Source organism: Burkholderia torrens, assembly GCF_984668525.1.
The window spans coordinates 806,599-831,561 of sequence record NZ_OZ480213.1 but is presented as its reverse complement, the minus strand read 5'-3'; the positions used below and the strand labels follow the sequence as shown (position 1 = coordinate 831,561).

Sequence of the window (24,963 nt, the reverse complement as noted above, 5' to 3'; positions counted from 1 at the left end):
CGGGGCGTCTGTACCTGTTCTTTTCAGGAGGGATGTCGATAATGGGATCGTTACCTGACTTTCCGGGAGCCACGTCATGACTGCAAGCGACGATTCGTCTTCGCGCCCCGATCTCGCGGCAGGCATCGCGCTCGACGAGATCGCCGACGGCGCGATGATCGAGGGCCATGTCGGCGATGCAGCGGTGCTGCTCGTGCGCCGTGCCGACGAACTGTTTGCCGTGGGGGCGAATTGCCCGCACTACGGTGCGCCGCTGGCCGACGGCCTGTTGGTCGGCGACACGATCCGCTGCCCGTGGCATCACGCGGCGTTCTGCCTGCGCACGGGCGAGTTGCAGCGCGCGCCGGCGCTCGACGGGCTGCCGTGCTGGCGCGTCGAACGCCGCGACGGCCGTGCCGTCGTGCTCGATGCGCGGCCGGCCGCCGTGCCGCCTGCGCTGAAGGCGACCGGGCTGCCGGCGTCGGTCGTGATCGTCGGCGGCGGCGCCGCCGCGATCGCGGCGGCCGTGACGCTGCGGCAGGAAGGCTATCCGCATCCCGTCACGCTGCTGAGCGCCGATCGCGACCCGCCGTACGACCGGCCGAACCTGTCGAAGGATTACCTCGCGGGCACGGCCGACGCCGACTGGCTGCCGCTGCGCGCACCGTCGTTCTATACCGGGCAGCGCATCGACGTGCGGTGCGACACGCGCGTCGCCCGGATCGATCCCGCGCAGCACGCGGTCGAGCTGGCCGACGGCAGCCGCATCGAATACGGCGCGCTGCTGCTCGCGACGGGCGCCGAGCCGAACCGGCTGACGGTGCCCGGTGCCGACCTGCCGCACGTGTGCGTACTGCGCTCGCTCGCCGATTGCGACGCGCTGATCGGCAAGCTGAAAACCGCGCGCCGCTGCGTGGTGGTGGGCGCGAGCTTCATCGGCCTCGAGGCGGCCGCCGCGTTGCGTACGCGCGGGCTCGACGTGCACGTCGTCGCACCCGATGCGCGCCCGATGGCGCGCGTGCTCGGCGATGCGCTCGGCGACACGATCAAGGCGCTGCACGAATCGCACGGCGTCGTGTTCCATCTCGGCGCGACACCCGCGCGGATCACGCCGGACAGCGTGACGCTGTCGACCGGCGACGTGCTGCCGGCCGATGTCGTGGTGGTCGGCATCGGCGTGCATCCGAACGTCGGGCTCGCGCAGGACGCGGGGCTTGCCGTCGAACGCGGCGTGACGGTCGACCGTTTCCTTCAGACGAGCGCACCCGGCATCTACGCGGCCGGCGACATCGCACGCTGGCCCGATCCACTGACGGGCGAGCGGATCCGCGTCGAGCACTGGGTCGTCGCCGAGCGGCAGGGCATCGTCGCGGCGCGCAACATGCTCGGCCAGCAGCGGCCGTTCGACGCGGTGCCGTTTTTCTGGAGCCAGCATTACGACCTGACGATCCACTATGTCGGGCATGCCGAGCACTGGGATCGCGTCGAGATCGACGGCGACCTCGGCGCGCACGACTGCTCGATCGCGTACTGGCGCGGCGACACGCGGCTCGCGGTCGTGACGCTCGGCCGCGATCTCGACAGCCTGAAGGCGGAAGTGGCATTCGAGCAGCAGATTGCAGCCGCGTGATGGCGGCGTGACGACACAACCCGAACCTGGAGTGAAGAAGAGATGAATCCCGACGTCCGTGCCCGTTTCGAAACCGAATTCGCGCCGCGTATCGCGGCGCGCCTGCGCGGCCTGTACCGGCCCGGCGAGGTGAAGGTCGACGTCGTGCCGCACGACGGGCAGGGCAGCCCGACCTGCGTCGACGTCGTCGGCCTCACGTCGACGGTGGGGCTGCCGAACCGGCTGAATGCGCGGCTCGCGTGGCGCGACGATGCAGTCGCCGGCCTGCTGGCCGAGCGCGACCCTGGCCGCTTCGACCGCTATCTCGCGGTGCTGCCGGTCACGATCGAGCGTTGGCAGATGGAATTGCCGGTCGATTTCAGCTCGCGGACCCAGCGCGACCGCGAGATCCTGATCGGCGACCTCGATTTCGATGCATGAAACGCGCGGTGCGACGGCGGCCGGCGATGCGCCGATGAACCGCGCGACGTTACCGGTCGCGCGTCTTGACGATCACGCGGCCCTGGTCGATGCCGCCGCGCAGCGCCTCGTCGCACGTGAGCCATTCGGGCGTGACGAGCTCGGGCGCGGGCAGGTCGACCGGTGCGCCGTCGCGGAAGATCCGCACCTGCGCGACCCACGCGCCGTTCGCGTTGCGCGTCGCTTCGACGCGAATCTCGTGATCCATGAAGGTATCTGTGGCTTGCATCGGTCGGGGCCCTCCGTCGTGCGTGAACGCGGTGCGTCGATCGTATCAGCACGGCGCGCGCCGTGCACCGGAAACCGGCGTGAACCTGCATTCGATTCGGCATGCGAAACGGGAGCGACCCTGTGGCCTTCGACCTGACTTTTTCCATCAAGGTGTTCGCGGCGCTGTTCGCGATCATGAACCCGATCGCGAACATCCCGGTATTCCTGTCGCTGACCGAAGGCGCGGCGGACGGCGTGCGCCGCAAGGTCGCGCTGACGGCCGCGATCGGCGTGTCGGTGGGCTGCATCGTATCGGCCGTCGCGGGAGGCGCGATCCTGCACGTGTTCGGCCTGACGATCGACGATTTCCGCCTCGCGGGCGGGCTGCTGGTGCTGCTGATCGCGCTGTCGATGCTGCATGGTGCGCCGAGCCGCCAGCATTCGCCAGGCGACGACGAGGGCGCCGATCCGGCGGCGGCCGAGAGCGTCGCGATCTATCCGTTGACGATCCCGTTGCTGGTCGGCCCCGGCACGATCGCGACGATGATCGTGCTCGGGCACGGCGCGTTCTCGACCGGGCAGGAACTTGCGTTCGCGCTCGGCCTGGCCGCGTTTCTCGTGCTGCTGGCCGTGTCGCTGCTGTCGGCGCCGCTGATCGGCCATTACCTGTCGCCGCGCGTGACGGCCGTCACGCAGCGGCTGATGGGGATGATTCTCGCGGCGATCGCGATGCAGATGATCGTCGCGAGCCTGAAGGCCGCGTTCGGGCTGCCGCATTGAGCGCGGCGTGCCGAAGCGCGGCCGTTCGATTACATGGAGTCGCTGATGAACACGCTGATCGTGTTGTCCTATCCCGATCTCGATGCGGCCCGTCGCGCGATGGCCGAACTCGGGACGTTGCGCGACCGGCACGTCGTCGCGCTGTCGGGTGTCGTGATCGTCGAGTGCACGACCGACGGACGGTTGCGCACGCATTCGGTCGACCCCGGCCGCGTGTCGTCCGGATCGCTGCTCGACAGCGTGGTCGAGCACGTCGAAGCGTCGCTCGACGCATGGCGCGAGCGGCCGGTGGACGACGTGCTGACCGACCGCGTCGCGCGCAAGGCGCGCCCGGGCACCGTATCGCTCGGGCTCGCCGCGACGCAACTCGACATCTACGCGCTGAGTGCGGCGCTGGCGCCCTTCGGCGGCGAGGTGACCGACACGACGCTGTCGATCGACGACGAACTGAAGCTCGTCGAAGCGATTTCGAACGCGCGCGACGGCGGCGGTAGCGTTGCGGCCGACTGATTGACGTCGCGTGCGCGGCCACCGGCCCGGGCGCACGCCTTGCTCGATAGCCTCGACGGTCACATGCACCGTTTCCGCTTTCGACAAGGAGGGCCTGACATGAAAGCAGTCGTATTTCACGGCATCGGCGACATTCGCATCGACACGGTGCCCGATCCGGAGGTCGCCGCGGCGACCGACGCGGTCGTGCGCCTGACGGCCAGCGCGATCTGCGGCACCGACCTGCACATGGTGCGCGGCACGCTCGGCGGGATGAAGCCGGGCACGATCCTCGGCCATGAAGGCGTCGGCATCGTCGAGGCGATCGGGCGCGACGTGCGCAACCTGCGGCGTGGCGATCGCGTGCTGATTCCGTCGACGATCGCCTGCGGCAGCTGCGCGTACTGCCGCGCGGGCTACACCGCGCAGTGCGACACCGCGAACCCCGGCGGGCCGCGCGCGGGCACAGCGTTCTTCGGCGGGCCGGCCGAGACGGGCCCGTTCGACGGGCTGCAGGCCGAATACGCGCGCACGCCGCTTGCGCATGCGAGCCTGATCCGCCTGCCGGACGCGATCGACGACGATCGCGCGATCCTGATGTCGGACATTTTCCCGACCGGGTATTTCGGTGCGCAGCTCGCGGAGGTGAAGCCGGGCGATACGGTCGCCGTGTTCGGCGCGGGGCCGGTCGGCCAGTTCGCGATCGCGAGCGCGAAGCTGATGGGCGCCGGGCGCGTGATCGCGGTCGACCGCATCGCGTCGCGTCTCGAGATGGCCTGCGCGCAGGGCGCTGAAATCATCGACTTCTCCGAGGACGATCCGGTCGATACCGTGCTGCGGCTGACGGGCGGGATCGGCGTCGATCGCGTGATCGATGCGGTGGGCGTCGACGCGATGCGGGCGACGCACGGGCCGGCCGCGGCCGACGGTGACGCCGCGCGCGCATTCGATACGGAAGTCGCTGAGATCGTGCCGCGCCCCAGGCCGGACGGCCGCAACTGGGTGCCGGGCGACGGGCCGTCGCAGGTGCTGCAATGGGCGGTGCGCGCGGTCGCGAAGGCCGGCACGGTCGCGGTGATCGGCGTGTATCCGCCGGCCGCGCGCGTGTTTCCGATCGGCGACGCGATGAACCGGAACCTGACGATCAAGATGGGCAATTGCAATCACCGGACGGTGACGCCGCCGCTCGTCGAGCTCGTGCGCAGCGGCGCGTTCGATCCGTTGTCGGTGCTCACGCGCTGCGAGCCGCTGACGAACGCGATCGATGCGTATCGCGCGTTCGACGTGCGCGAGCCGGGCTGGATGAAGGTGAAGCTGGCGCCATGACGACACGAACCGAAACCGGGAGCACTGCGATGAACGATCGATACGACAACTGCATGGCCGCGTGCGATGCCTGCGCGCACGCGTGCGACACCTGCGCGGCCGCCTGCCTTGCGGAGCGCGACGTACACGCGCTGGCAGGCTGCATCGCGCTCGACATCGAGTGCGCGCAGCTGTGCCGCTTCGCGTCGGGCGCGATGTCGCGCCGCAGCGGGCTCGCACCGCGTATTTGCGCGCTGTGCGCGCATGCGTGCGACCTGTGTGCGGCCGAGTGTTCGCGGCACGCGCACGAGCATTGCCGGCGCTGCGCGCTCGCGTGCGAGGCATGCGCGGCGATGTGCCGCGCAATGGCCTGAGCACGGGCACTTACGGCGTGTCCTGAACCTGGCGCGCGACGCGCTGCAGCAATGCGTCGAGCACGGCCATCTCGACGGGCTTCACGAGATGGCCGTCGAAGCCTGCACGTTCGGTGCGCGCCAGGTCGGACGCGCGCGCATGGCCGGACAGCGCGACGCAGGTCGTGTCGCGCAGCGCGTCGATCGCGCGCAGTTCCTGCAGCAGCGTGAAGCCGTCGACGTCCGGCATCGTCAGGTCGAGGATCATCAGTTGCGGCAGGTAGTCGCGGGCGAGCGCCAGCGCTTCTGCCGCGTGGTACGCGACGCGCGGCGCGTGTCCCTTCACCTTGAGCAGCACGGCGAGCGTGTCGGCCGAGTCGCGGTTGTCGTCGACGATGACGATGCGCAGCGGTGTGGTATCCGATGGCGCGTTCGTTGCCGGTTCGGGCGCGCGGACCGGCGCCGCACGCGCAATCCGGTCGATCGGCAACTGCACCGTAAATGTCGCACCGTGACCGGGCCCGTCGCTTTCGGCCGAAATCCGTCCGCCATGCAGTTCGACGAAGGTCCGGCAGATCGACAGGCCGAGCCCGAAACCGCCGCTCGGCGGGCGCCCCGGTGCGCCTTGCTGCTCGAACAGGTCGAAGATCGTCTCGAGTGCGCCGGGCGCGATGCCGACGCCGCGATTGGTGACGCGGATCGCGACCACCGGCCCTTCCACCCGCGCGCCGACGTCGATCCGTCCGCCGTGCGGCGAGAACTTCGACGCGTTGTCGAGCAGGTTGTGCAGCACCTGGACGAGCCGCGCTTCGTCGCCGTGCAGCAGCACGGCATCGGCCGGCAGGTCGACGTGGATGTGCTGCCCGCGCGCGGCCAGTTTCGGCTGGATGCTCTCGACGCCGCGACACACGACGTCGCGCACCGTGACGGGGGCGATCGTCGAGCTCGACCTTGCCGGCCGTGATGCGCCCGACGTCGAGCAGATCGTCGACGAGCCGCGTCAGCTGTCCGACCTGGCGGTGCACGGCGTCGCGGCACTGCGCGAGCGCGGGCGCCGGATCGGGCAGGTGCTGCAGCACGCCGACCGAGTGGCGCAGCGGCGCGAGATGGTTGCGCAACTCGTGCGCGAGCATCGCGATGAACACGCTGAGCCGGTGCGTCGACGCTTCGAGCTCCTCGAGCCGCTTGCGCTCGGTCATGTCGCGCGTGATCTTGATGAAGCCGCACAGCTGGTTCGCGTGATCGTGCACGGGGGTGATCGTCACGCTCGCCCAGAACTGCGAGCCGTCCTTGCGCACGCGCCAGCCTTCGTCCTCGAAATGCCCCAGCGTGGCTGCCGCGTCGAGCCCGTGCGACGGCCGGCCGGCCGCGATCGCGTCGGGCGGATAGAAGCGCGAGAAGTGCTGGCCGACGATCTCGGCGGCGCGATAGCCCTTGATGCGCTCGGCCCCCTTGTTCCAGGTCGCGACGTTGCCGTTCGGATCGAGCATGAATACCGCGTAATCGGTGATCGAGCCGACCACCGTCTGGAAACGGAACTCGGCGAAGCGATGCAGCAGGTCGCGCGCGTCGGGCGAGCCGGGCGGCGAGAGGGGCGAGCGAGGGTCGGCGGCGTCTCTGTTCATTGGTGCGGCGGGTCGAAGGCGGGCAGGCAAACGCCTGCCCGGCCGCCGCCGGGCGGGCCGGCGGCGGCGACATGAATCGGATTGGCACCCCGGAAAGCATAAGGGAACTCAATTCACCTGATCAATGGGTGCGCATCGGCTGTGCCATACGTCGGGTCGGCGGCCGGAGCCGGGCCCGGCCGCGCGATGCGGCATGCCGGTTGCACGACCGTGCGGCCCGCCTGCCGTGTGATGGCCGCCCGGCCGCACGCGGCGGCAAGCCCTGCAAGGAGATCGACATGAACAGCACGCTGAACCCCGACAACGAGCCGGCCGGCCCGGACGACGACAACGCCAGCCGCGGCCGCGACGGCCGCGCGCTGGGGCCGAGCGACTCGTCCGACAGCGGCAGCGACACGGCCGGCGCGCGGCGCCATCCATTCGACATCGATTCGCCGCTCGACGATCACGCACTCGAACGCGGCGATACTTCGCTCGACAGCGATACGGACCGTGCGGGCACCGGCGAGCGCGCGTCGGCGGACGGCGATTCGACGCTCGACGAAGGCGCGGACATCGCGCCGGACCGTACCGAGCGGCTGAGCGAGCCCGGTCGCACAAGCGAGTCGAACGACCCGGACGAACCGGGCGACGGCGGTGCCCCGTGACGCCCGGCACGCAAAAACTGCAATCGCGTTGCAGATTCGCGCGCCCGGCGGCAGATCGCCGTCGCGGCGCGCATCCATCGTGCGCCGGCCGCGGCATCGGCACGCGGCTTGCGTGCCACCGGCTCGGCGCGCGCCGCGACGCGGCATGGGGCCGTGCGCGACGCGGGCGCGATCAAGGAGAGACACGATGCAACGACGAAATCCCGGACGATACGGCGAGCGCAGCGGCCCGCCCGAGCGGCACGAGCGCGACGAGCGCGCGTACCGGGGCGCCGGCGAGCGCGGCATCCCGGACGATCCGGCGCGTTGGCCGGAGGAAGGTCACGCATCTGAATCGGCTTATCGCCGTTTCGCGAGCGAGGACGTCGGCCCGGAAGACTGGGGCAGCGAATGGACCGAGCGCGCCGCACGGCCGGCTGGCCAGTCGCGCGGCGGCCGCGGCGCCCCGGATCCGTCGCGATTCGGCAGTGAGGCCGACCGCGACGCGCTGCGCCAGCGCCGCGGGCCGAAGGGCTATACGCGCTCGGACGAGCGGATTCGCGAGGACGTATGCGAGCGGCTCGCGCACGCGCTCGACATCGACGTGAGCGACGTCGCCGTGCAGGTGAATGACGGCTGCGTCCAGCTGGACGGCACGGTGCCGGCGCGCTGGATGAAGCACGACATCGAGGATCTGGCCGACGGTTGCCTGGGCGTGCGCGACGTCGAGAATCGCGTGCGCGTGCATCGCGACGGCGAGCACGATACCGGCACGGTGCTGCATCCCGACCAGCGGACCGTCACGCCGACGCTGCCGGCCGCGCGCGATCCCGAACCCGGCACCGTCGGCACCGACCGCGAGCGCAAGCCGCATCATTGACCGATCGTGCGCCACACGGCGCGATCCCGATCCCGTCCGCGAGTAGCGCGCTCATGGCGCCGGCGCGGACGGCGAGTCGGTCGGGGTGCCGCCGTTCGCGGCATTCGAATTCTGCGGCGCGGTGGCGCTGGCCGCGTTGCGCTCATGCGCGGGAAGCAGCGCGAGACGGTTGTACAGCGTCTTCAGGCTGATGCCGAGCGCCTTCGCGGTACGCGGCTTGTCGCCCTTGAAATGCCGCAGCGACGCGACGATGAAGCGCTGCTGCGTATGCGCGAGCGTCGTGCCGATGTGCAACGTCATCGCGTTGTGACGTACTTCCTCGCTCGGCGGCGGGCGGCGCGGCAACTGCAGTTCGATCTGCTCGTCGGCGAGGATGAATGCGCGTTCCAGCGCGTTGCGCAACTCGCGCACGTTGCCTGGCCACGAATACGCGCGCAGCGCCTTCATCGCCTGCGTCGACAGCCGCTTTCTCGTGCGGTGCCGCGCATTCAGCCGCTCGACGATCTGCAGTGCGATGTCGCCGACATCGTCCTCGCGCTGCCTGAGCGCGGGCACGTGCAGCGCGACCGGTGCGATCCGGTAGAACAGGTCTTCACGCAAGCGGCCGCTGCGCAGCGCCTCGACGGGATCGTGGTGGGTGGCCGCGACGATCCGCACGTCGAGCGGAATCGGCTCGTGGCCGCCCACGCGAACGATCGTGTTCGTCTCGAGCGTACGCAGCAGCTTGACCTGCAGTTCGCCGGGCATCTCGGCGATTTCGTCGAGAAACAGCGTGCCGCCGCGTGCGGCTTCGAACATGCCCACATGCTGGGCAACGGCGCCCGTGAAGCTGCCTTTCTCGTGACCGAACAATTGCGATTCCGCGATGTCGTGCGGGATCGCGCCGCAGTTGACGGGCACGAACGGCCCGCGCCGGCGCGGGCTCATGTCGTGGATGAGCCGCGCGACGATATCCTTGCCGGCACCGCTTTCGCCGACGATCAACACGCTGATGCGCGTGACCGCCACGCGCGATATTTTCAGCAGCAGATCCTGGATCGTGCGCGAGCGGCCGAACAGGCGTGCGCCGTCATCGACTGATTTCGACATGATGTGATCCCGAATGGGGAAGATTTGACCGAATGTGTCGAGGCGGATGAAAAAATGACGTGGCACACGCCGTTTTTCACGTACCCAGAATACATTTCGTACCGATTCCGAGGCATTGAATCTGGCAATGCAGGTAGCGCCGACAGATAGATTTATTCGATAAGCGAAGCTTGCACAACATCGTTCTTCTATACTGCTAAGCATTCGTATGTCATTGCAGGAAAACTTGTCTGCTCATTCGCGTGCAGCGTGGAGCGTGTCGTCGTATGCGCACGGTGGTGCACGCCGACGCCGCGCCGCATGCGTGCCGCGGTGTCGGCCGACGCATGTGCCGGGCCGCATTACAAGGAGCCTCGATGCCTTATGTCCTGATCGTCGAAGACGATGCCGATACGCGAACGATGCTGGCCACGCTCGCGCGCGCGCAGCAACTCGCATGCGATACGGCGGCCACGCTCGAAGAAGCGCGCACGCTGGTCTCGACGCATACCCCCGATCTCGTGCTGTGCGATCTCGTGCTGCCGGACGGCAACGGGATGGACCTGTTCGACGCGCTGCCCAAACGCGGGCATTGCGAGATGGTGCTGACCACCGGTCACGCGAGCCTGGAAACCGCGATCGACGCATTGCGGCGCGGCGCGACCGACTACCTGGTGAAGCCGATCAACATGCAGCGGCTGAACAGCATTTTCGCGCGTGTGCCGCGCACGACCGCGCTGCACGAGGAAATCGCGGAGCTGCGCTCGGAACTGCAGCGCCTCGGTCGCTTCGGCCGCATGCTCGGCAGTTCGCCCGCGATGCAGGCCGTCTACGACGCGATCGGCCGCGTGGCGCGCACCGAGGCATCGGTGCTGCTCACGGGCGAATCGGGCACCGGCAAGGAGCTCGCCGCGCAGACGGTACACGACCTGAGCCTGCGCCGCCGCGGCCCGTTCCTCGCGGTGAACTGCGGCGCGATTGCCGCGAACCTCGTCGAAAGCGAGATGTTCGGCCATGACCGCGGCAGCTTTACCGGTGCCGAGCGCCAGCACAAGGGTTTCTTCGAGCGCGCGGACGGCGGTACGCTGTTTCTCGACGAGATCACCGAGATGCCGCTCGAATCGCAGGTCAAGCTGTTGCGCGTGCTGGAAACGGGGCGCGTCACGCGGCTCGGCTCGACGCGCGAAATCGATGTCGACGTGCGCATCGTCGCCGCGACGAACCGCGACCCGGAAGCCGCGATGGCGGACGGCAAGCTGCGGCCCGACCTGTTCCACCGGATCAACGTGTTTCCGATTCCGCTGCCGTCGCTGCGCGAGCGCGGCGACGACATCCCGATGCTCGCGGAAGCATTCCTGCATCGCTACAACGAAGAAAGCGGCCGCAACCTGCGCTTCGCACCGGCCGCGCGCGACGCGCTGAAGACCTACGAATGGCCCGGCAACGTGCGTGAGCTGCGCAACTTCGTGCAGCGCGCGAGCATCTTTACCGATGCCGACGTGATCGATACGCTGCCGCCGCCGATCATGGACGAGTTGTCCAGCATGGTCGATTCGCACGAGGATCGCGTGACGGTGCCGTTCGGCACGCCGCTCGAGGAAGTCGACCGCAAGCTGATCCTCGGCACGATCGCCCAGTGCGGCGGCGTGAAGGCACAAGCGGCCGAAGTGCTCGACGTCAGCCTGAAAACGATCTACAACCGGCTCGCGCAACTCGAAGACGAAGCGGAAAAGCCGGATTCCTGATGCCGCGGCGATCGTGCACATGCCCCCGTTTGCGCATCACGGCGCGTTTTTCGGTCGAGACGGCGGCGCATGCGCTCGACATGCGGCGAGACGACGAGCCGGCGTGTCGGAGCGGTCAGGGCGTGAATCTCCCCATGGTGGGCGGCTGCGCCGCCGGTTCCGACCGGCCGGCATGCGCCGTGCCCGTCGGCGGTGTCCGGGCCCGCAGTGATCGGCCCTCCTTGCTGGAGCGTGTCCGATGATCGATCTGGGCCGGCCGCAGGCCGGAAGTTACGCTACCGCGGTGATGCTGGTCGCGATCGCGACCGTGCTGCAGGCGCTCGCGATCCGTTTCGGCGGCGTGAACCTGCCGTTCGTCCTCTACTACCCGCTGCTCGCGGGCGCTGCATGGGCGACGTCGTTCCTGTTCGGCGTCGCGTCGACCGTCGTCAGCGGGATGCTCGTGTGGACGCTGTTCCTGTCCGACTCGGCCGCCTATCCGGCGCCGCTGCCGGAGCGGCTCGTGCAGCTCGGTACCTTCATGCTGGTCGGTGCGCTGGTCTGCGCGATCGCGTCGACGCTGCGGAACACGCGGATCACGAACGATCGCGCGCACCGGCGCGAGGCGGCCGCACGCCGGCAGCTCGAAGCCGTGCTGCGTGCGCTGCCGCATGGCGTGATCGCGACCGATGCGAAAGGGCGGCTGACCTATATCAATGCGGCGGCGGCCGAACTCGCCGGCTGCCGGCCGGACGACGCGACGGGGCGGCCCGTGCGCGACGTGCTGCGGATCGTCGACCGTGACGGCCGCCGCGTGCAGACGACGCCGCTCGATCGCGCGCTCGGCGGTGCGGACGCGGTGTCCGACCGGCACTGGCTGCAGCCGGGCGGCGGCGGCGATCCGGTTCCGATCGTCGAGGTGGCGTCGTCGCTCGGCGACGCGGACGGCAACCTCGACGGCGCGGTGCTGCTGTTGCGCGATGCCGGCGCGGACCGTGCACGCGTCGATGCGTCGCGGTTGCAGCATGCGGTCGTCGACGCATCGCCGGATGCGATCGTCGGGATCGACGCGGGGGGGCACATCGTCAGCTGGAATCCGGCTGCGCGGCGAATCTTCGGGTACGACGAGGCCGACGCGCGCGGCCGCCAGTTCGACACGCTGGTCGCGATGCGCTGGTTGCGGCGCAATCCGCTCGCCGCATCGCTCGACGCGATGCGCGAGCCGGTCGGGCCGCTCGAACTGCTGTGCGTGCGGCGCGACGGCCGGCGTTTTCGTGCGACGGTGTCGGCAGGCCCGGTGCAGGGCGACGCGCGCGCCTGTGTCGCGATGTCGCTGACCCTGCGCGAAACCGGCGCACAGCGCCGTCGCGACCAGCGCGCGAAGCGCTCGCTGCAAGGCGCACGCGATGCGCGCGACCAGGCCGATACGTCGAACCGGCTGAAGGACGAGCTGCTCGCCACGGTATCGCACGAGCTGCGCACGCCGCTGAACGTGATCTACGGCTGGATCGAGGTGTTGCGAAATTCCGGCGACCACGCGCTGCAGAACCAGGCGGTCGACGCGATCGACCGCAGTGCGCGTTCGCTGACGCGGATGGTCGGCGACATCCTCGATGCGTCGTCGCTCGCGACCGGCAAACTGCGCCTCGACGCGACGCCGGTCGACATCGTGCGGCTGTTTTCCGATTCGGTCGCCGCGTTCCAGACGGCCGCTGCTTCCACCGGCATCATGCTCGAATTCGAGTGCGATACCGCGTCGTGCATCGTTTCGGGCGATGCCGAGCGGTTGCGGCAGATGCTGTCGAACCTCGTCTCGAACGCACTGAAATTCACGCCGGGCGGCGGTCACGTCACGGTCGGACTCGCGCGCGACGATGTGCGTGCGGTACTGACCGTGGCCGATACGGGGCAGGGCGTCGCAGCGGAGTTCCTGCCGTACGTATTCGACATGTTCCGCCGCGCGGACGATTCGCCCGCGTCGTCGCGGCGCGGGCTCGGTCTCGGCCTGTCGATCGTGCGGCATATCGCCGAGCTGCACGGCGGCCGCGTGACCGTCGTGAGCGCGGGCCGCAATCGCGGCACGACGTTCACGGTGACGCTGCCAGCCGGCTGGCAGCCGGCCGGCGCGATGGCGTGGGGACTCGCGCAGGCGGGCGGCCCGCGCGAATCGCTCGCGCTCGACGCGCAGCGGATCCTGATCGTCGACGACGATGCAACGACGCGCGCGAGCCTCACCGCCGCGCTGACCACGTTCGGCGCGGCCGTCGCGATCGCGTCGTCGGGCCGCGAAGCGCTCGCGGTGGCCGCCGACATGCGGCCGACCGTCGTGCTGTCCGATCTCGCGATGCCCGACGGCGACGGCTTCTGGCTGCTCGACGCGCTGCGGCATGGGACGATGAACGGCGACAGCGGCCCGCCCGACGTGCGCGTGCTCGCCGTTACCGCGCATGCCGGCCTCGCCGACGAACGGCGCGCGCTGGAGGCCGGGTTCGACGGCTATCTGTGCAAGCCGGTCGACGTGCGCGAACTGGCGCACAAGATCGCGCACGTGACGAAGCGCGACGGCTGACGAACGTCGTGACGAGCGGGATGCCGAGTTGCCGCTTCATGCGCAGCGCGGCGTCGCCCGGCATGATCATGGCGTCCGCGAACGCCACCCTGTCCGGCCGCAGCCGCTCCTTCGGCACGTCGGTCGGCGGCCCGGCCGGCACGTGGATCACACGCATGCGCGGGCCGATCGGCACGACCTCCGGCAGGTGCGGGTTGTCGCAGCGCGTGTAGACGTCGACCTTTACACGCGCTCCGCGAGCTGCTTCGCGACGTTCACGACACATGGATGTTCCGGCCGCCGGCATCGACGCCGCCCATCACCCCCAGCGGCGACGCATGTTCCCTGACCAACTCAATTCCTTGCATGGCATGGCTCCCGGTATCGGGGCTGCGGCGATGCACCTCCGTTAGCCCTGCAGTCGGCAATCGGCATGCCCGGTGCGCTGCGGGGAAATCGGCCGGTCGGTACGCCGAAAAAATTACAAAGCGTTGGATGATAGGGCGTCCGATCGGTGTGCCGTACGGGCGCGCGGCGCGGCCGGGGCGGCACGCGGTTTGCGCACCACGGGGTCACCTGCCGGCACTGCCCGGCCAGACCACAAGGAGGTCACGATGAAGGTCATCCCGCTGCAAGCAGGCTCCCCGAGAATTCGTCGTCAGCGTGCGGTGCGCGCCGGCATGGCGGTCGCGATTGCCGCAGCCGCGGCCTGCGCGGTGATCGCGCCGAACGCGGTCGCGGCAGGCGACGACAGCACCGCGTCGTCGTCGCATTCGACTACCGGCGCGAAGATTCGCGACGCGACGATCACGACCAAGGCGAAGGCCGAACTCGTCGGCGCGAACGGCCTGTCGTCCGGCGACATTCACGTGAAGACGCGTCGCGGCACCGTGACGCTGACCGGCAGCGTGCCGGACGAGCAGCAGCGCACGCAGGCCGTGAGCGTCGTGAAGCAGGTCGACGGCGTGCAGGACGTGCGCGACCAGCTGACCATCCGGGCCAAGTAATCGCGGCGTCGCCAAAGGAGTCCAGTGATGAACTGCATGCTCAAACCGGTCGGCGAGCAGACGATCGTGATCACCGGCGCGACAAGCGGCATCGGCCTCGTCACCGCCCGGAAGGCGGCACGGCGCGGCGCGAAGCTCGTGCTGTTCGCGCGCAACGCGGACGCGCTGAACACGCTGTGCGAGGAAATCCGCCAGCACGGCGGCCTGGCGGTGCCGGTCGCCGGCGACGTCGGCAATGTCGAGGACCTGCAGCGCGCGGCCGCGCAGGCGGCCGACACGTACGGCGGCTTCGATACGTGGGTCAACAACGCGGGCGTGTCGATCTTCGGCACGGCGGCCTCGGTGCCGCTCGAGGATCAGCGCCGTCTGTTCGACACCAACTATTGGGGCGTCGTGCACGGCTCGCTCGTCGCGGCCGATCATTTCCGGCGCAAGAGCGATTTCCACGGCGGCGCGATCATCAACATGGGCAGCGAGGCGTCCGACGCGCCGGTGCCGCTGCAAAGCGCGTATGTCGCTTCGAAACACGCGGTGAAGGGCTTCACGGATTCGCTGCGGCTCGAGATGGAAGCGGATCACCTGCCGGTCTCGGTCACGCTGATCAAGCCGGCCGCGATCGACACGATGTTCGTGATGCACGCGAAGAACTACATGAACGTCGAGGCGAAGCTGCCGCCGCCGATCTACGACCCCGATCTCGTCGCCGACGCGATCCTGTTCGCGGCCGCGCACGCCCGCCGCACGCTGTTCGTCGGCGGCGCCGCCAAATTCACGTCGGCGAGCGCGTACCACGCGCCGCGCCTGTTCGATCGCGTCGCGGCCACGCTGTTCTCGCGCGGCCAGCGCACGGTGCGGCCCGCGCGGCCGCGCGACGACAACGCACTGTACGACTCGCGCCATGCGCTGCACGAGCGCGAGGGGATGGACGGCCCGGTGCTGCGCAGCTGTGCCTACAACACGGTGGTGCAGCGGCCGAAGGTTGCCGGTGCGGTCGCGCTGGGCGCGGCGGCGCTCCTGTTCGCCGCGTTCGCCCGCGCGCGCCGCCCGTCCGCGTGATTTCGTTCAATTTCCAAGGAGGCTTTCATGACATCCCGACAACATACGGGCCACGAGTACAGCCACGCACGCGCGCACGAAGGCGAGCGCGAGCAGCAGGACCACGACAAGGGCGGCCACCAGACGGGGCACGGCAAGGCGCCGAGCCCGGTCGACGTGCAGAAGGCGCTGAAGGGCATGGACTATCCGGCGAGCAAGTCGGAGGTCGTCCAGTGTGCGGAGCGTTCGCATGCGGACCGCGACATTCTCGACATGCTGCGCCGGATTCCCGATCGCGAGTACGGCACGCCGGCGTCGGTATCGAAGGAGCTCGGACGGCTGATGTAAGGGCCGTCCCGTCGCGCCCTGTGCGGCGCACCACCGGTCACGCGGAGGACCAGCATGGCGATGATCGTCGCAGGCCGCTTCACGACGTTCGACGAGGCGGAAGGTGCGGCGCGCCACCTTTACGAGCGCGCGTTCGGCACGGACGACGTGTCGATCTTCTTCCTGAATCCGGGCGGCCAGCACGCGCGCTTTCCGATCGGCGGGGACGTGTACGCCGATACGGCGGCGAAGCCGGGCGGCCGCGGCGCGATGGCGGGGGCGGTCCGCGGGCTGCTGATCGGCGTCGTCGTCGGGTTGATCGTCTACGCGGTGGGCGTGCGCTACTGGTTCGTGCCCGCCGCGGGTGCGCTGGCCGGCGCGTATCTCGGCGCCTTCGGCGGCGCGCTCGGCCGGATGCGCGGCGAGGCGGCCGAGGGCAAGGGCGCGCTCGCGCAGAGCGACACGGGCGTGATCCTCGCCGCGCGCGTGACGCCCGACACCGCGACCGCCGCGGAAGACGTGCTGCACGCGAACGGCGCGCAGTCGATCGAGCGCGTCGAGGGCGACTGGCGTGACGGCGAATGGCGCGACTTCGACCCGGTGCGCCGTCCGGACCAGGCCACGTCGGGCGGTTCGCGCTGACGATGCACTTTATTGCATGCGCTTGCAACGTCGACCGCTAGAACACGGCCGCGCCTTACAAGCCGGCGCATCGGGCGCGGCATGCGGCTTGCGCGGCATGACCGGCACCCGTTCAAGGAGGAACCCATGACCACCGCACAAACGCTGCCGCCCCAGAAACAGACGCACCAGCCGGGCACCGAGGGCGACATGGTCCCGAAGCCGCGCGACGACGCAGCCGATTACACGGGCAGCGGCAAGCTGGCCGGCAAGGTCGCGCTCGTGACGGGCGGCGACAGCGGGATCGGTCGCGCGGTGGCGATCGGTTTCGCGAAGGAAGGCGCGGACGTCGCGATCGTCTATCTGAAGGAGTCCGACGATGCCGCGCACACGAAGAAGCTGATCGAACAGGCCGGCCGGCGCTGCGAGGCGATCGCGTGCGACGTCGGCGATCGCCGTCAGGCGCGCGACGCGGTGGCGCGCACGGTCGAGCGGCTCGGCCGGCTCGACGTGCTCGTGAACAATGCGGGGGAGCAGCATCCGCAACCGGGCATCGAGGACGTGACCGAGGAACAGCTCGACCGCACGTTCCGCACGAACGTGTACGGGATGTTCTTCTGCACGCAGGCCGCGCTGCCGCACATGAAACAGGGCGGACGCATCGTCAACACGGCGTCGGTGACGGCCTACCACGGCAGCCCCAAACTGCCCGACTACTCGGCGACCAAGGGCGCGATCGTCGCGTTCACGCGATCGCTGTCGATCGAGCTGGCCGAACGCGACATCCGCGTGAACGCGGTCGCGCCGGGGCCGATCTGGACGCCGCTGATCCCGTCGACGTTCGCGGCCGAACAGGTCGCGAAGTTCGGCTCGAACGTGCCGCTCGGGCGGCCGGGGCAGCCGGACGAGCTGATCGACTGTTACGTGCTGCTCGCGTCGGACGGCGCGAGCTACATGACGGGGCAGACGCTGCACCCGAACGGCGGCTCGATCGTCGGCGGCTGACGAGCGTCGACCTCCGCCGGCGGCCGCTTCCACGCAAGTGCAAGGAGAACGCAGATGAAACATCCCAACTGGACGATCGCGGTGCTCGCCGCAGGCGCGCTCGCCGTGTCGGGGCTCGCCGGCGCGCAGATGCCGAGCGAGCCGCCCGCATCGAATTCGCATGTGCCGGGCGGCGTGATCAATCCGTCGTCGGGCGCGGGCGACGCACGCATCGCGAAGGCGCCGCAAGGCGGCGATGCGGAATTCGTCGACAAGGCCGCGATCGCCGGCAAGGCCGAGCTGCAGGCCAGCCAGCTCGCGCTGAAGCAGGCGCGGTCGCCGGACGTGCGCGCATTCGCGCAGCGGATGGTGAGCGATCACGGCAAGGCGAACGCACGGCTCACCGAGATTGCCGCCCGCAAGGGCATGAAGCCGCAGGTCGAACAGATCGCGGACCCCGACGTCGAGGCGCTGCGCGGCAAGAGCGGTAGCGACTTCGACGCCGCGTACGTGGCGGCGGTCGGCCCCGACGCGCACCACAAGGCCGTCGTGCTGTTCGAAGGCGAGGCGCGCGACGGCCAGGATCCGCAGCTGCGCGAGTTCGCGAGCGCGACGCTGCCGACGCTCCGGCATCACCTGAGCATGGCGCAGGCGCTCGAACGCAAGGTGGGCGCGCAGTAACGCGCGCCCGTCCAACCCCTGGGCCGCGTGCGCGGCCCGTTTTTTCGGAGAGTCAGTCATGGCCCATCGGCAACCGAAACACGAAGGCATCCGCGAATTGCTCTGCCAGGCATACGAAACCGAGCTTGGCGGCGCGAAGATATACGAGGCCGCGCTGCAGTGCGCGACCGACGAGGATCTGCACAAGGAATGGGAGAAATATCACCGAGAGACGCTGCATCACCAGGAGGTGCTGCGCAAGGTGTTCGAGACGTTCGGCATGGACCCGGACGCGCAGTCGCCCGGGCGCAGCGCGGTCGCGGCTACCGGCAAGTCGCTCGTCCACGTGATCGAGCAGGCGCAGAAGCAGGCCGACCCGGCCGTCGCGCAGGTCGTCGCGGCGGAGTGCGTGGTGCTCGCCGAGACCAAGGATCACCTGAACTGGGAGCTGATCGGCTACGCGGCCGACCAGCTGTCGGGCGACGCGGCGAAGACGCTGAAGGATGCGCATGACGAGGTCGAGGCCGACGAGGATCACCACCTGTATCACACGCGCGGCTGGGCGCGCGAGCTGTGGATCGAGTCGATGGGCTTCAAGGCCGTGCTGCCGCCGCCGGAAGAGGTGAAGAAGGTCGAATCGGCGGCCGAGGCAGCGCGCGCCGAACGCTCGCGCGGCAAGATGATGTGACGGCCGCGGGCCGGCAACCGGGCGGTGCCGCATGGGCGGCCGCCCGGTTGTTCGCGCCGTGCCTAACCGGTTGCCGGCGCAACCGTCCCATTGCGGTCAGGTTAGGTCAGGTCAGCAGGTCGACGATCATCGCGACCACCGATGCGCCCATCAGGGCGACCGCGAGCCAGCCGAACAGTTTCGCTGCCGGTCCGCTGCCGGGCTGCCCGGCCGCTTCGCGCCGCCGCGCCAGCAGCATCACGAGCACGAGCATCGGCACTGCCGCGACGCCGTTGAGCACGGCGCTCCAGTACAACGCCTTGATCGGATCGATCGGGCTGATGCAGATCGCGATGCCGACGATCACGCACAGCGCCAGCACCGCGTAGAACGCGGGCGCGCGCCGCACGGGTTCGTTCAGCCCCTCGCGGAACCGCCAGGCTTCCGCGCAACCGTACGCGGCGCTGCCCGCGAACGCCGGAATCGCGAGCAGGCCGCAGCCCACGATGCCGAACGCGAACACGACGAACGCGGCTTCTCCGGCGATCGGCCGCAACGCTTCGGCAGCCTGCGCGGTGCTGCCGATATCGTGCTTGCCGTGCGCGAAGAACACGGCCGCACCGATCACCATGATGCAGAACGACACCGCGTTGGTCACGATCATGCCGGTCCACGTGTCGAACGTGACGCGCCGTTCGGTCGCGGCGCGCGTGCCGGCCGCCCCTTCGCGCTGCTCGGATGCGGTTTCCTCGACTTCGAGCGCGGCCTGCCAGACGAACAGGTAGGGGCTCAGCGTCGTACCGAGCACGGCGACGGCGGTGGTTGCGTACGCATGCGTGAACGCGACCCGCGGCAGCACGAGCGCATGCAGCACGCCGCGCCAGTCGACCTGCACGAAGCCGAGTTCGAGCACGTACGCGAGCAGGCCGAGCGTCATCCACTTCAGCCAGCGCGCGTAGCGCTCGTACGACAGCGTCACCTGCAGCGCGAGCGATGCGATGCCGTAAAGCGGCGCATACCAGTAGCTGCGGCCGCCGGCGACGAGCGTCGTTGCATCGCCCATTGCCGCGAGATCGGCGCCGACATTCGCGATATTGACGATCGCGACCATCACGATCAGCACCTTGGCGAGACGGTCGGAGAAATGCTCGCGAATGGCGGCGACGAGCCCTTCGCGGTTGCGGCGCCCGACGAAGGCCGACGTGAGCTGCACGGCGACCATCATCGGCAGCGTGACGACGATCATCCACAGCATGTTGAAGCCGAACTGGCTGCCGGCCTGCGCGTAGACGGCCACGTTGCTCGGGTCGGCATCGGATGCGCCCGCGAGCAGGCCGGGGCCGAGCCGCCGGTACCACGGTTGCGCGGCGTCGGCCGCCGGCTGCACGCCTTCGTCCGGCGTGCTCATCCGGCGTCGCCGCGGGCGTGACGGCCGCTCTCGCGGTGCCGGTCGCGTGCGAGGTCCGACGCGGTGCGCAGCGCGTCGACGAGCGCCCGGTACGCGTGCTCGCGCGAATCGGCGCCGCGCGTGCGCAGCACGTACGACGGATGGTAGGCCGCGACGACGAGCCGGCCATCGCCGGTGCGCACCGGCGCGCGCGTGCGCTCGAGCGTCGCGTCGTTGTCCTGCAGCACGGCGCGCAGCGCGGTGGCGCCGAGCGCGACGACCACGCGCGGATGCACCGCATCGAGTTCGCGTTCGAGCCAGTAGCGGCACGCGGCCACTTCACGCTGGGCGGGCGTCTTGTGCAGGCGCCGCTTGCCGCGCGGCTCCCACTTGAAGTGCTTGACCGCGTTCGTCACGTACACGTGCGTGCGTTCGATGCCGGCTTCGTCGAGCGCGCGATCGAGCAGGCGGCCGGCCGCGCCGACGAACGGCAAGCCGGCGCGGTCTTCCTGGTCGCCCGGCTGCTCGCCCACCAGCATGATCGGCGCGTCGACGGGCCCCGTGCCGGGCACGGGCTGCGTCGCGTGTTCCCACAGCGTGCAGCGGCGGCACGCGTCGAGCGTGGGCGGCGCGTCGTCGGCGTTGGGGGACGGGGCCGGCCGTGCCGGGGGCTTGCGGGTCATGCGACGCCCCGTGCACGGACCGCAGCCGGGGCGCGCCGCCTGCACGCGGAACGGTCCGGCGTGCGGGCTGCCGCACGCGCGGAGGAACGCAAACCGGACGGATGAAGCCGCATCGCGCGCATGAAGAACTCCCGTATCGACGATCCGGGAGACGCAGCAATCGGCATGCCGCATGCAGTCGCGACGGGTGCGCGGCTTGCGTGGCCGTCCGGTCCAACCACGGAGAACCGCGATGCAATTCGACCCCGGCGACGATCCGGCCGCCGACGATGTGCTGCTGTGGCGCGCGCCCGGCACCGTGCCGCGCCGCCCGCGTCGCGTCCTGGTCGTCGACGACTATCGCGACGCGGCCGACGCGCTGCGCCTGCTGCTCGAGGCGCGCGGCTTCGAATGCCGCGTCGCCGACGATACGTTCGCCGTGTGCGACGTCGCGCGCGACTGGCAGCCGTTCGCGGTCGTGCTCGACATCGCGATGCCGGGCCTCGACGGGCTGCAGCTCGCGACACGGCTGCGCGGCGATCCGCGAACGGCCGACATGCTGCTCGTCGCGTGCAGCGGGTTCGCGTCGCGGCGCGACTGCGAACAGGCGAAGGCAGCGGGCTTCGACGCGCACTGCGCGAAACCGCTGACGCCGCACCGGCTGCTGGGCTATCTGGAATCGGCGAGCGGCGGTGAAGGGCAGGTCGACGGTGTCGTTACACGACCTTGTAAAAACGCGTGACGTGTCGGCATGCGAAGAAAAACGCCCCGCGTGGGCGGGGCGTGTGGAACGCGCGGACGCGCCGGCGTGCCGGCGCCGCATCGGCGTGCGGTCAGTGACGATCGCGCGCGCGCGGATCGTTCAGTTCCTCGGTCGGGTCGGTCAGCCCGAGCTCGTCGCCGGCGCTCCAGTACGGCGCGCTGCCGTAGAACTCGTGCAGCGGCTCGGCCCATTGCGGGTCGGCCATCGCCGGCCAGTGATCCTTGTCGAATCCCGGCGCGTTGCGGATTCGCTCGGACGATACCGACAGCAGGAAGCATTTGCGTTCGGTGTCGAGCGTGAGCGCGCTCCACGGAATCGCGTGCAGCTTGTCGCCGATGCCGAGGATGCCGCCGCTCGACAGCACCGCATAGGCGATCCGGCCTGAACGCACGTCGAGCATGATGTCCTTGATCTTGCCGACATCGTCGCCGTCGGTCGTATAGACCTTGTCGCCTTCCAGCGTATCGGCCGCCATCACGTCGGGGCCGGGGCCGGCCGCGGTCGCGGCGCCCTTGCCGATGATGCGGGTCTGACCTTGATCGGAAGTCTGCATGGTTTCCTCCAGGCTGCATGGGGCGCGACCGTGCCCGGTATGGGCCCTGCGGGTCGCGCGGGTTGTCGGGACGGGCGAGGGTCGCGCCGTCACGTCTGCTTCGGTTGCGACACGCCTTCGAGCGTGTTCGCGACGTCGTCGCGGTCGGGGCTGGCCGTGCGCGTCGCGATGTCCGCGAGCGACAGCATGCCGACCAGGCGCTTGTCGTGATCGACGACCGGCAGCCGGCGTAGTTGCGCGTCGGCCATGTAGTGCTGGATCTCGTCCAGCGAATCGTCGTCGAAGCACCATTCGATCGGGCCCGACGCGACTTCGTGGATCCGCGTCTCCGGCGGCTTGCCGGCCGAGATCGCGCGCACCGCGAGATCGCGGTCCGTCACCATCCCGATCAGCCGGTTGTTGTCGCACACGGGCAGCGCGCCGATGTCGTAACGCTCCATCAGTTGCGCGGCGTGCCGGATCGAGTCGGTCGGCGCGATGCGCACGACGTCCTGCGACATGATTTCGTTGACGCGATGCATGAAGTCCTCCTTGCGGGTGGGTAGGGCGATTCGTCGGCGGGATTCAGCAAGCCGCGTGCCGTCCGCCATGCGCGCGGCCGGTCACGCGTCGCCGCGCTCGCGCTTGTCCTGCCACGGCCCGTCGTCGTGCGTGCCGGGCGGCGTATCCGGTTCGATGCGCGTGACGCCGCCGGTCGCCGGCGGGTCGCTCGCCGGAAACGTGTCCTCGAGCTGCTTGTCGATATGGCGTTCCGAATGGCGCGTGCGCGTGCGGTCCTGGTGCTTCAGCGGCGGCGACGTGTCGCTGTGCCGCTCGTGCGCCGGCTTGTCGTGGCCGGGCCGGGTCGAATCCTTCATCGCGAGGCTCCGTATCGGTGACGATGAGCCACGAGTGCCGCAACGGTCGTGCCCGGTTCGCGCACGCGGCACACGACTTGCCGTATCGACGGCGACGACGATCACGACGACGCGCGGCACCGCCCGGTGCCAGCCATGCGCACTTCAAGCCGGAGGCACGAATGACGATTCCGAAACGACGACCAGGGGTGCGCTACGAGGTCAACGTATGCGGCGGCGGATTCGATTCGGTGAAGAGCCATTTCACCGAATGGAAGCATGAACCGCTGATCTACCGGCCCGAGCGCCGGATGTTCGAAGGCAAGGCCGACGTGCGGCCGCTCGGCGACGAGACGTTCGGTTCGACCGAGCCCGCGCGCTTCGCGCTGCAGCGCGCGTGCGAGCCGTCGGACCCGTATGCGCTCGCGGCCTGCGTGAGGGACGACGGCCGCGAGCTGTGGCTCGTGATGGCCGCCTATGACGCGTAGCGGCGCGCTTGCAAGATTTGCAGCGAACGGTGTAGCGAAGGCACGGCGTATCGCGCGGGGCCGCGCGGATGCGCACCGCCGCCCGTATGCGGGTGGCGCGCCGGGACGGCATGCGCATTGCGCGACCGCTGTATCCGAATGCGACCGTGGCACACGCTATCGATCCGAACCCGCCATCATGGAATGCCGATGAAACACGATCCCGCACAGCGGCTGCAGCGGCCGGAGCCGCCGATTCCCGACATCGAGCCGGACCGCGGGCCACCCGATCCCGACGACGTGCCGCCCGACCTGCCGGAGCCGTACCGCCAGCCTGAAGGCGACCCGCCCGGGACCGCGCCGCCGGAACGCGAACCGCCGTCGCGCGAGCCGCCCGTGCATGCGCCGCCCGTGCATGCGCCGCCCATGCGTGCGCCGCCGGCGGGCATGGGGCGGCGAACCCGAACGGAGGCGCTGCGATGAGCATCCGTGTGAAACCCGGCCTGCTGCGGGATATCGCCGAGACGCTCGGCCGCCATTTCGAGGCACGCGCGATGCCGTTCCATGTCGAGGAACAGCCGGCCGGCGCGTTGCATATCGGTTTTCGGGTCGACGGCCATCCGGCGTCGCTCACCGTGACGTTCGACGCGGCTGCATTCGCCGCGCTCGAGCAGGCCGCCATCGAACGGCAGCGCGGCACGCTCACGCGCGTCGCGGCCGAATTCGACGTGATGATGGCGCGCCGTACGCCGACCGCCTACGCGGGCGATTTCCATTTCAACCGGCTCTGAGCCGTCGATCCGAGGGAGGATTTCGATGAACACGATCCAGACGATACGCGCGGGCGCGTGTGCGTTCGCTGCCGCGTGCGCGCTGGGCGCCTGCACGCAACCGACGAACGGCAGCTACGGCGCGCATGCGGCGCCGCCTGCGCCGCCGGACGGCCGTGGCGCCCAGTCGACCACGACGATGCCGGATGCGAATACGCGCTACGACGCGCGCCCGTCGCCAGGCAACACGATGCCGCAAGGCGCGGCCGGCGGCGAACCGGCCGACGTCCCGCCGCCGGGCCCGAACGGCGTACAGGGCGACCCGCCTCTGCCGGGCACGCCGCCGCCGATGCAGTACTGAACCCGACCCGCCGCGCGCGACGCACGGCATGCCGCGACGCCGCGCGCTTGCCCGACGAGCGAAATGCGTTCCCCAAAGTGCTCCCGGCTTGTAAAAAAGCGGCCCCGACCCACGGCGAAACGGGGTGCGAATCCACGAGAGCCGCCGTGCGACGCGTGTCGCCGGACTGGCACGAAAGCTGCGTAAA

Annotated in this window: 29 protein-coding genes and 2 pseudogenes; 22 read left to right on the top strand and 9 right to left on the bottom strand. The window is 69.8% G+C overall.

Annotated elements, in window-relative coordinates:
* Positions 1–76 precede the first annotated feature (76 nt).
* Positions 77–1,609, top strand: coding sequence for an FAD-dependent oxidoreductase (locus AC5LXX_RS34060; RefSeq protein ID WP_493413598.1), 1,533 nt, complete (start codon positions 77–79; stop codon positions 1,607–1,609).
* A 42-nt stretch (positions 1,610–1,651) separates the two neighbouring features.
* Positions 1,652–2,029 (top strand): DUF5594 family protein, encoded by a 378-nt coding sequence (locus tag AC5LXX_RS34055; RefSeq protein ID WP_493413597.1) that lies wholly within the window; start codon positions 1,652–1,654, stop codon positions 2,027–2,029.
* Positions 2,030–2,078: 49 nt separating this feature from the next.
* On the opposite strand, the gene AC5LXX_RS34050 is transcribed toward AC5LXX_RS34055, so the two are convergent.
* A complete protein-coding gene (locus AC5LXX_RS34050; protein ID WP_034189953.1) occupies positions 2,079–2,297 on the bottom strand; it encodes a DUF6566 family protein in 219 nt (72 codons plus the stop codon).
* A gap of 122 nt (positions 2,298–2,419) precedes the next feature.
* On the opposite strand from AC5LXX_RS34050, the gene AC5LXX_RS34045 reads away from it, so the two are divergent.
* The 4 genes from AC5LXX_RS34045 (at position 2,420) to AC5LXX_RS34030 (ending at position 5,226) form a co-directional block, all read left to right on the top strand.
* The gene (locus AC5LXX_RS34045) at positions 2,420–3,058 is read left to right on the top strand and encodes a MarC family protein (protein ID WP_493413596.1); all 639 of its coding nucleotides are present in this window, start codon (positions 2,420–2,422) and stop codon (positions 3,056–3,058) included.
* Positions 3,059–3,103: 45 nt separating this feature from the next.
* Positions 3,104–3,568, top strand: a complete 465-nt coding sequence (locus AC5LXX_RS34040) for a hypothetical protein (RefSeq protein WP_493413595.1) — start codon at positions 3,104–3,106, stop codon at positions 3,566–3,568.
* Positions 3,569–3,667: 99 nt separating this feature from the next.
* Positions 3,668–4,873, top strand: coding sequence for a zinc-dependent alcohol dehydrogenase (locus AC5LXX_RS34035; protein WP_493413594.1), 1,206 nt, complete (start codon positions 3,668–3,670; stop codon positions 4,871–4,873).
* 29 nt (positions 4,874–4,902) lie between these two features.
* Positions 4,903–5,226 carry a four-helix bundle copper-binding protein gene (locus AC5LXX_RS34030; protein WP_124452416.1) on the top strand — a complete coding sequence of 108 codons (324 nt, stop codon included), beginning with the start codon at positions 4,903–4,905 and terminating at the stop codon, positions 5,224–5,226.
* Positions 5,227–5,236: 10 nt separating this feature from the next.
* Here the strand turns inward: AC5LXX_RS34030 and AC5LXX_RS34025 are convergent.
* Positions 5,237–6,830: pseudogene (locus AC5LXX_RS34025) on the bottom strand (PAS domain-containing hybrid sensor histidine kinase/response regulator).
* A gap of 278 nt (positions 6,831–7,108) precedes the next feature.
* Here AC5LXX_RS34025 and AC5LXX_RS34020 point away from each other — a divergent pair.
* Entirely contained in the window at positions 7,109–7,477 is a 369-nt protein-coding gene (locus AC5LXX_RS34020) for a chemotaxis protein (protein ID WP_493413593.1), read from the top strand.
* A 187-nt stretch (positions 7,478–7,664) separates the two neighbouring features.
* On the top strand, positions 7,665–8,336 hold the full coding sequence (locus tag AC5LXX_RS34015) for a BON domain-containing protein (RefSeq protein WP_493413592.1): 672 nt from the start codon (positions 7,665–7,667) through the stop codon (positions 8,334–8,336).
* 51 nt (positions 8,337–8,387) lie between these two features.
* On the opposite strand, the gene AC5LXX_RS34010 is transcribed toward AC5LXX_RS34015, so the two are convergent.
* On the bottom strand, positions 8,388–9,425 hold the full coding sequence (locus AC5LXX_RS34010; protein ID WP_493413591.1) for a sigma-54 interaction domain-containing protein: 1,038 nt from the start codon (positions 9,423–9,425) through the stop codon (positions 8,388–8,390).
* Positions 9,426–9,781: 356 nt separating this feature from the next.
* Here AC5LXX_RS34010 and AC5LXX_RS34005 point away from each other — a divergent pair, with 356 nt between their 5' ends.
* Positions 9,782–11,149, top strand: coding sequence for a sigma-54-dependent transcriptional regulator (locus AC5LXX_RS34005; protein WP_493413590.1), 1,368 nt, complete (start codon positions 9,782–9,784; stop codon positions 11,147–11,149).
* Between the two features lie 238 nt (positions 11,150–11,387).
* The gene (locus tag AC5LXX_RS34000) at positions 11,388–13,697 is read left to right on the top strand and encodes a hybrid sensor histidine kinase/response regulator (protein WP_493413589.1); all 2,310 of its coding nucleotides are present in this window, start codon (positions 11,388–11,390) and stop codon (positions 13,695–13,697) included.
* Position 13,698: 1 nt separating this feature from the next.
* Here the strand turns inward: AC5LXX_RS34000 and AC5LXX_RS33995 are convergent.
* Positions 13,699–14,044: pseudogene (locus AC5LXX_RS33995) on the bottom strand (glycosyltransferase); the annotation flags it as partial.
* A gap of 246 nt (positions 14,045–14,290) precedes the next feature.
* Between AC5LXX_RS33995 and AC5LXX_RS33990 the strand changes: the two are divergent.
* From AC5LXX_RS33990 to AC5LXX_RS33960, 7 genes are all read left to right on the top strand, one after another.
* Positions 14,291–14,683: a BON domain-containing protein gene (locus AC5LXX_RS33990; protein WP_493413588.1), complete on the top strand. Its 393-nt coding sequence runs from the start codon at positions 14,291–14,293 to the stop codon at positions 14,681–14,683.
* A gap of 27 nt (positions 14,684–14,710) precedes the next feature.
* The gene (locus AC5LXX_RS33985; protein WP_493413587.1) at positions 14,711–15,739 is read left to right on the top strand and encodes an SDR family oxidoreductase; all 1,029 of its coding nucleotides are present in this window, start codon (positions 14,711–14,713) and stop codon (positions 15,737–15,739) included.
* Between the two features lie 27 nt (positions 15,740–15,766).
* Positions 15,767–16,066 carry a DUF2795 domain-containing protein gene (locus tag AC5LXX_RS33980; RefSeq protein WP_493413586.1) on the top strand — a complete coding sequence of 100 codons (300 nt, stop codon included), beginning with the start codon at positions 15,767–15,769 and terminating at the stop codon, positions 16,064–16,066.
* 54 nt (positions 16,067–16,120) lie between these two features.
* Entirely contained in the window at positions 16,121–16,687 is a 567-nt protein-coding gene (locus tag AC5LXX_RS33975; RefSeq protein WP_124452463.1) for a hypothetical protein, read from the top strand.
* Between the two features lie 126 nt (positions 16,688–16,813).
* Positions 16,814–17,671, top strand: coding sequence for an SDR family oxidoreductase (locus AC5LXX_RS33970; protein ID WP_493413585.1), 858 nt, complete (start codon positions 16,814–16,816; stop codon positions 17,669–17,671).
* A gap of 54 nt (positions 17,672–17,725) precedes the next feature.
* Positions 17,726–18,331 carry a DUF4142 domain-containing protein gene (locus AC5LXX_RS33965; RefSeq protein ID WP_493413584.1) on the top strand — a complete coding sequence of 202 codons (606 nt, stop codon included), beginning with the start codon at positions 17,726–17,728 and terminating at the stop codon, positions 18,329–18,331.
* Positions 18,332–18,389: 58 nt separating this feature from the next.
* On the top strand, positions 18,390–18,998 hold the full coding sequence (locus AC5LXX_RS33960; protein ID WP_493405682.1) for a DUF892 family protein: 609 nt from the start codon (positions 18,390–18,392) through the stop codon (positions 18,996–18,998).
* A 106-nt stretch (positions 18,999–19,104) separates the two neighbouring features.
* On the opposite strand, the gene AC5LXX_RS33955 is transcribed toward AC5LXX_RS33960, so the two are convergent.
* Complete coding sequence (locus AC5LXX_RS33955) at positions 19,105–20,385, bottom strand: NRAMP family divalent metal transporter (RefSeq protein ID WP_493413583.1); 1,281 nt, start codon at positions 20,383–20,385, stop codon at positions 19,105–19,107.
* Positions 20,382–21,047 carry a UdgX family uracil-DNA binding protein gene (locus tag AC5LXX_RS33950; protein ID WP_493413582.1) on the bottom strand — a complete coding sequence of 222 codons (666 nt, stop codon included), beginning with the start codon at positions 21,045–21,047 and terminating at the stop codon, positions 20,382–20,384. Before AC5LXX_RS33950 ends, AC5LXX_RS33955 begins: the two co-directional genes overlap by 4 nt.
* 232 nt (positions 21,048–21,279) lie before the next feature.
* Between AC5LXX_RS33950 and AC5LXX_RS33945 the strand changes: the two genes are divergently transcribed.
* Entirely contained in the window at positions 21,280–21,768 is a 489-nt protein-coding gene (locus tag AC5LXX_RS33945; protein ID WP_493413581.1) for a response regulator, read from the top strand.
* A 91-nt stretch (positions 21,769–21,859) separates the two neighbouring features.
* Here AC5LXX_RS33945 and AC5LXX_RS33940 read toward each other — a convergent pair whose 3' ends face one another.
* The 3 genes from AC5LXX_RS33940 to AC5LXX_RS33930 all read right to left on the bottom strand — a co-directional run bounded on the left by AC5LXX_RS33940 (position 21,860) and on the right by AC5LXX_RS33930 (position 23,199).
* On the bottom strand, positions 21,860–22,342 hold the full coding sequence (locus AC5LXX_RS33940; RefSeq protein WP_021161233.1) for a PRC-barrel domain-containing protein: 483 nt from the start codon (positions 22,340–22,342) through the stop codon (positions 21,860–21,862).
* Positions 22,343–22,431: 89 nt separating this feature from the next.
* On the bottom strand, positions 22,432–22,863 hold the full coding sequence (locus AC5LXX_RS33935) for a CBS domain-containing protein (RefSeq protein WP_124452477.1): 432 nt from the start codon (positions 22,861–22,863) through the stop codon (positions 22,432–22,434).
* 81 nt (positions 22,864–22,944) lie between these two features.
* Positions 22,945–23,199, bottom strand: coding sequence for a hypothetical protein (locus AC5LXX_RS33930; protein ID WP_493413580.1), 255 nt, complete (start codon positions 23,197–23,199; stop codon positions 22,945–22,947).
* 161 nt (positions 23,200–23,360) lie between these two features.
* Between AC5LXX_RS33930 and AC5LXX_RS33925 the strand changes: the two genes are divergently transcribed.
* The 4 genes from AC5LXX_RS33925 (at position 23,361) to AC5LXX_RS33910 (ending at position 24,776) form a co-directional block, all read left to right on the top strand.
* Complete coding sequence (locus tag AC5LXX_RS33925; protein ID WP_124452481.1) at positions 23,361–23,666, top strand: hypothetical protein; 306 nt, start codon at positions 23,361–23,363, stop codon at positions 23,664–23,666.
* Between the two features lie 183 nt (positions 23,667–23,849).
* On the top strand, positions 23,850–24,128 hold the full coding sequence (locus AC5LXX_RS33920) for a hypothetical protein (protein WP_493413579.1): 279 nt from the start codon (positions 23,850–23,852) through the stop codon (positions 24,126–24,128).
* The gene (locus AC5LXX_RS33915) at positions 24,125–24,436 is read left to right on the top strand and encodes a hypothetical protein (protein ID WP_493413578.1); all 312 of its coding nucleotides are present in this window, start codon (positions 24,125–24,127) and stop codon (positions 24,434–24,436) included. Before AC5LXX_RS33920 ends, AC5LXX_RS33915 begins: the two co-directional genes overlap by 4 nt.
* A 25-nt stretch (positions 24,437–24,461) precedes the next feature.
* Positions 24,462–24,776 (top strand): hypothetical protein, encoded by a 315-nt coding sequence (locus AC5LXX_RS33910; protein ID WP_493413577.1) that lies wholly within the window; start codon positions 24,462–24,464, stop codon positions 24,774–24,776.
* Positions 24,777–24,963 lie beyond the last annotated feature (187 nt).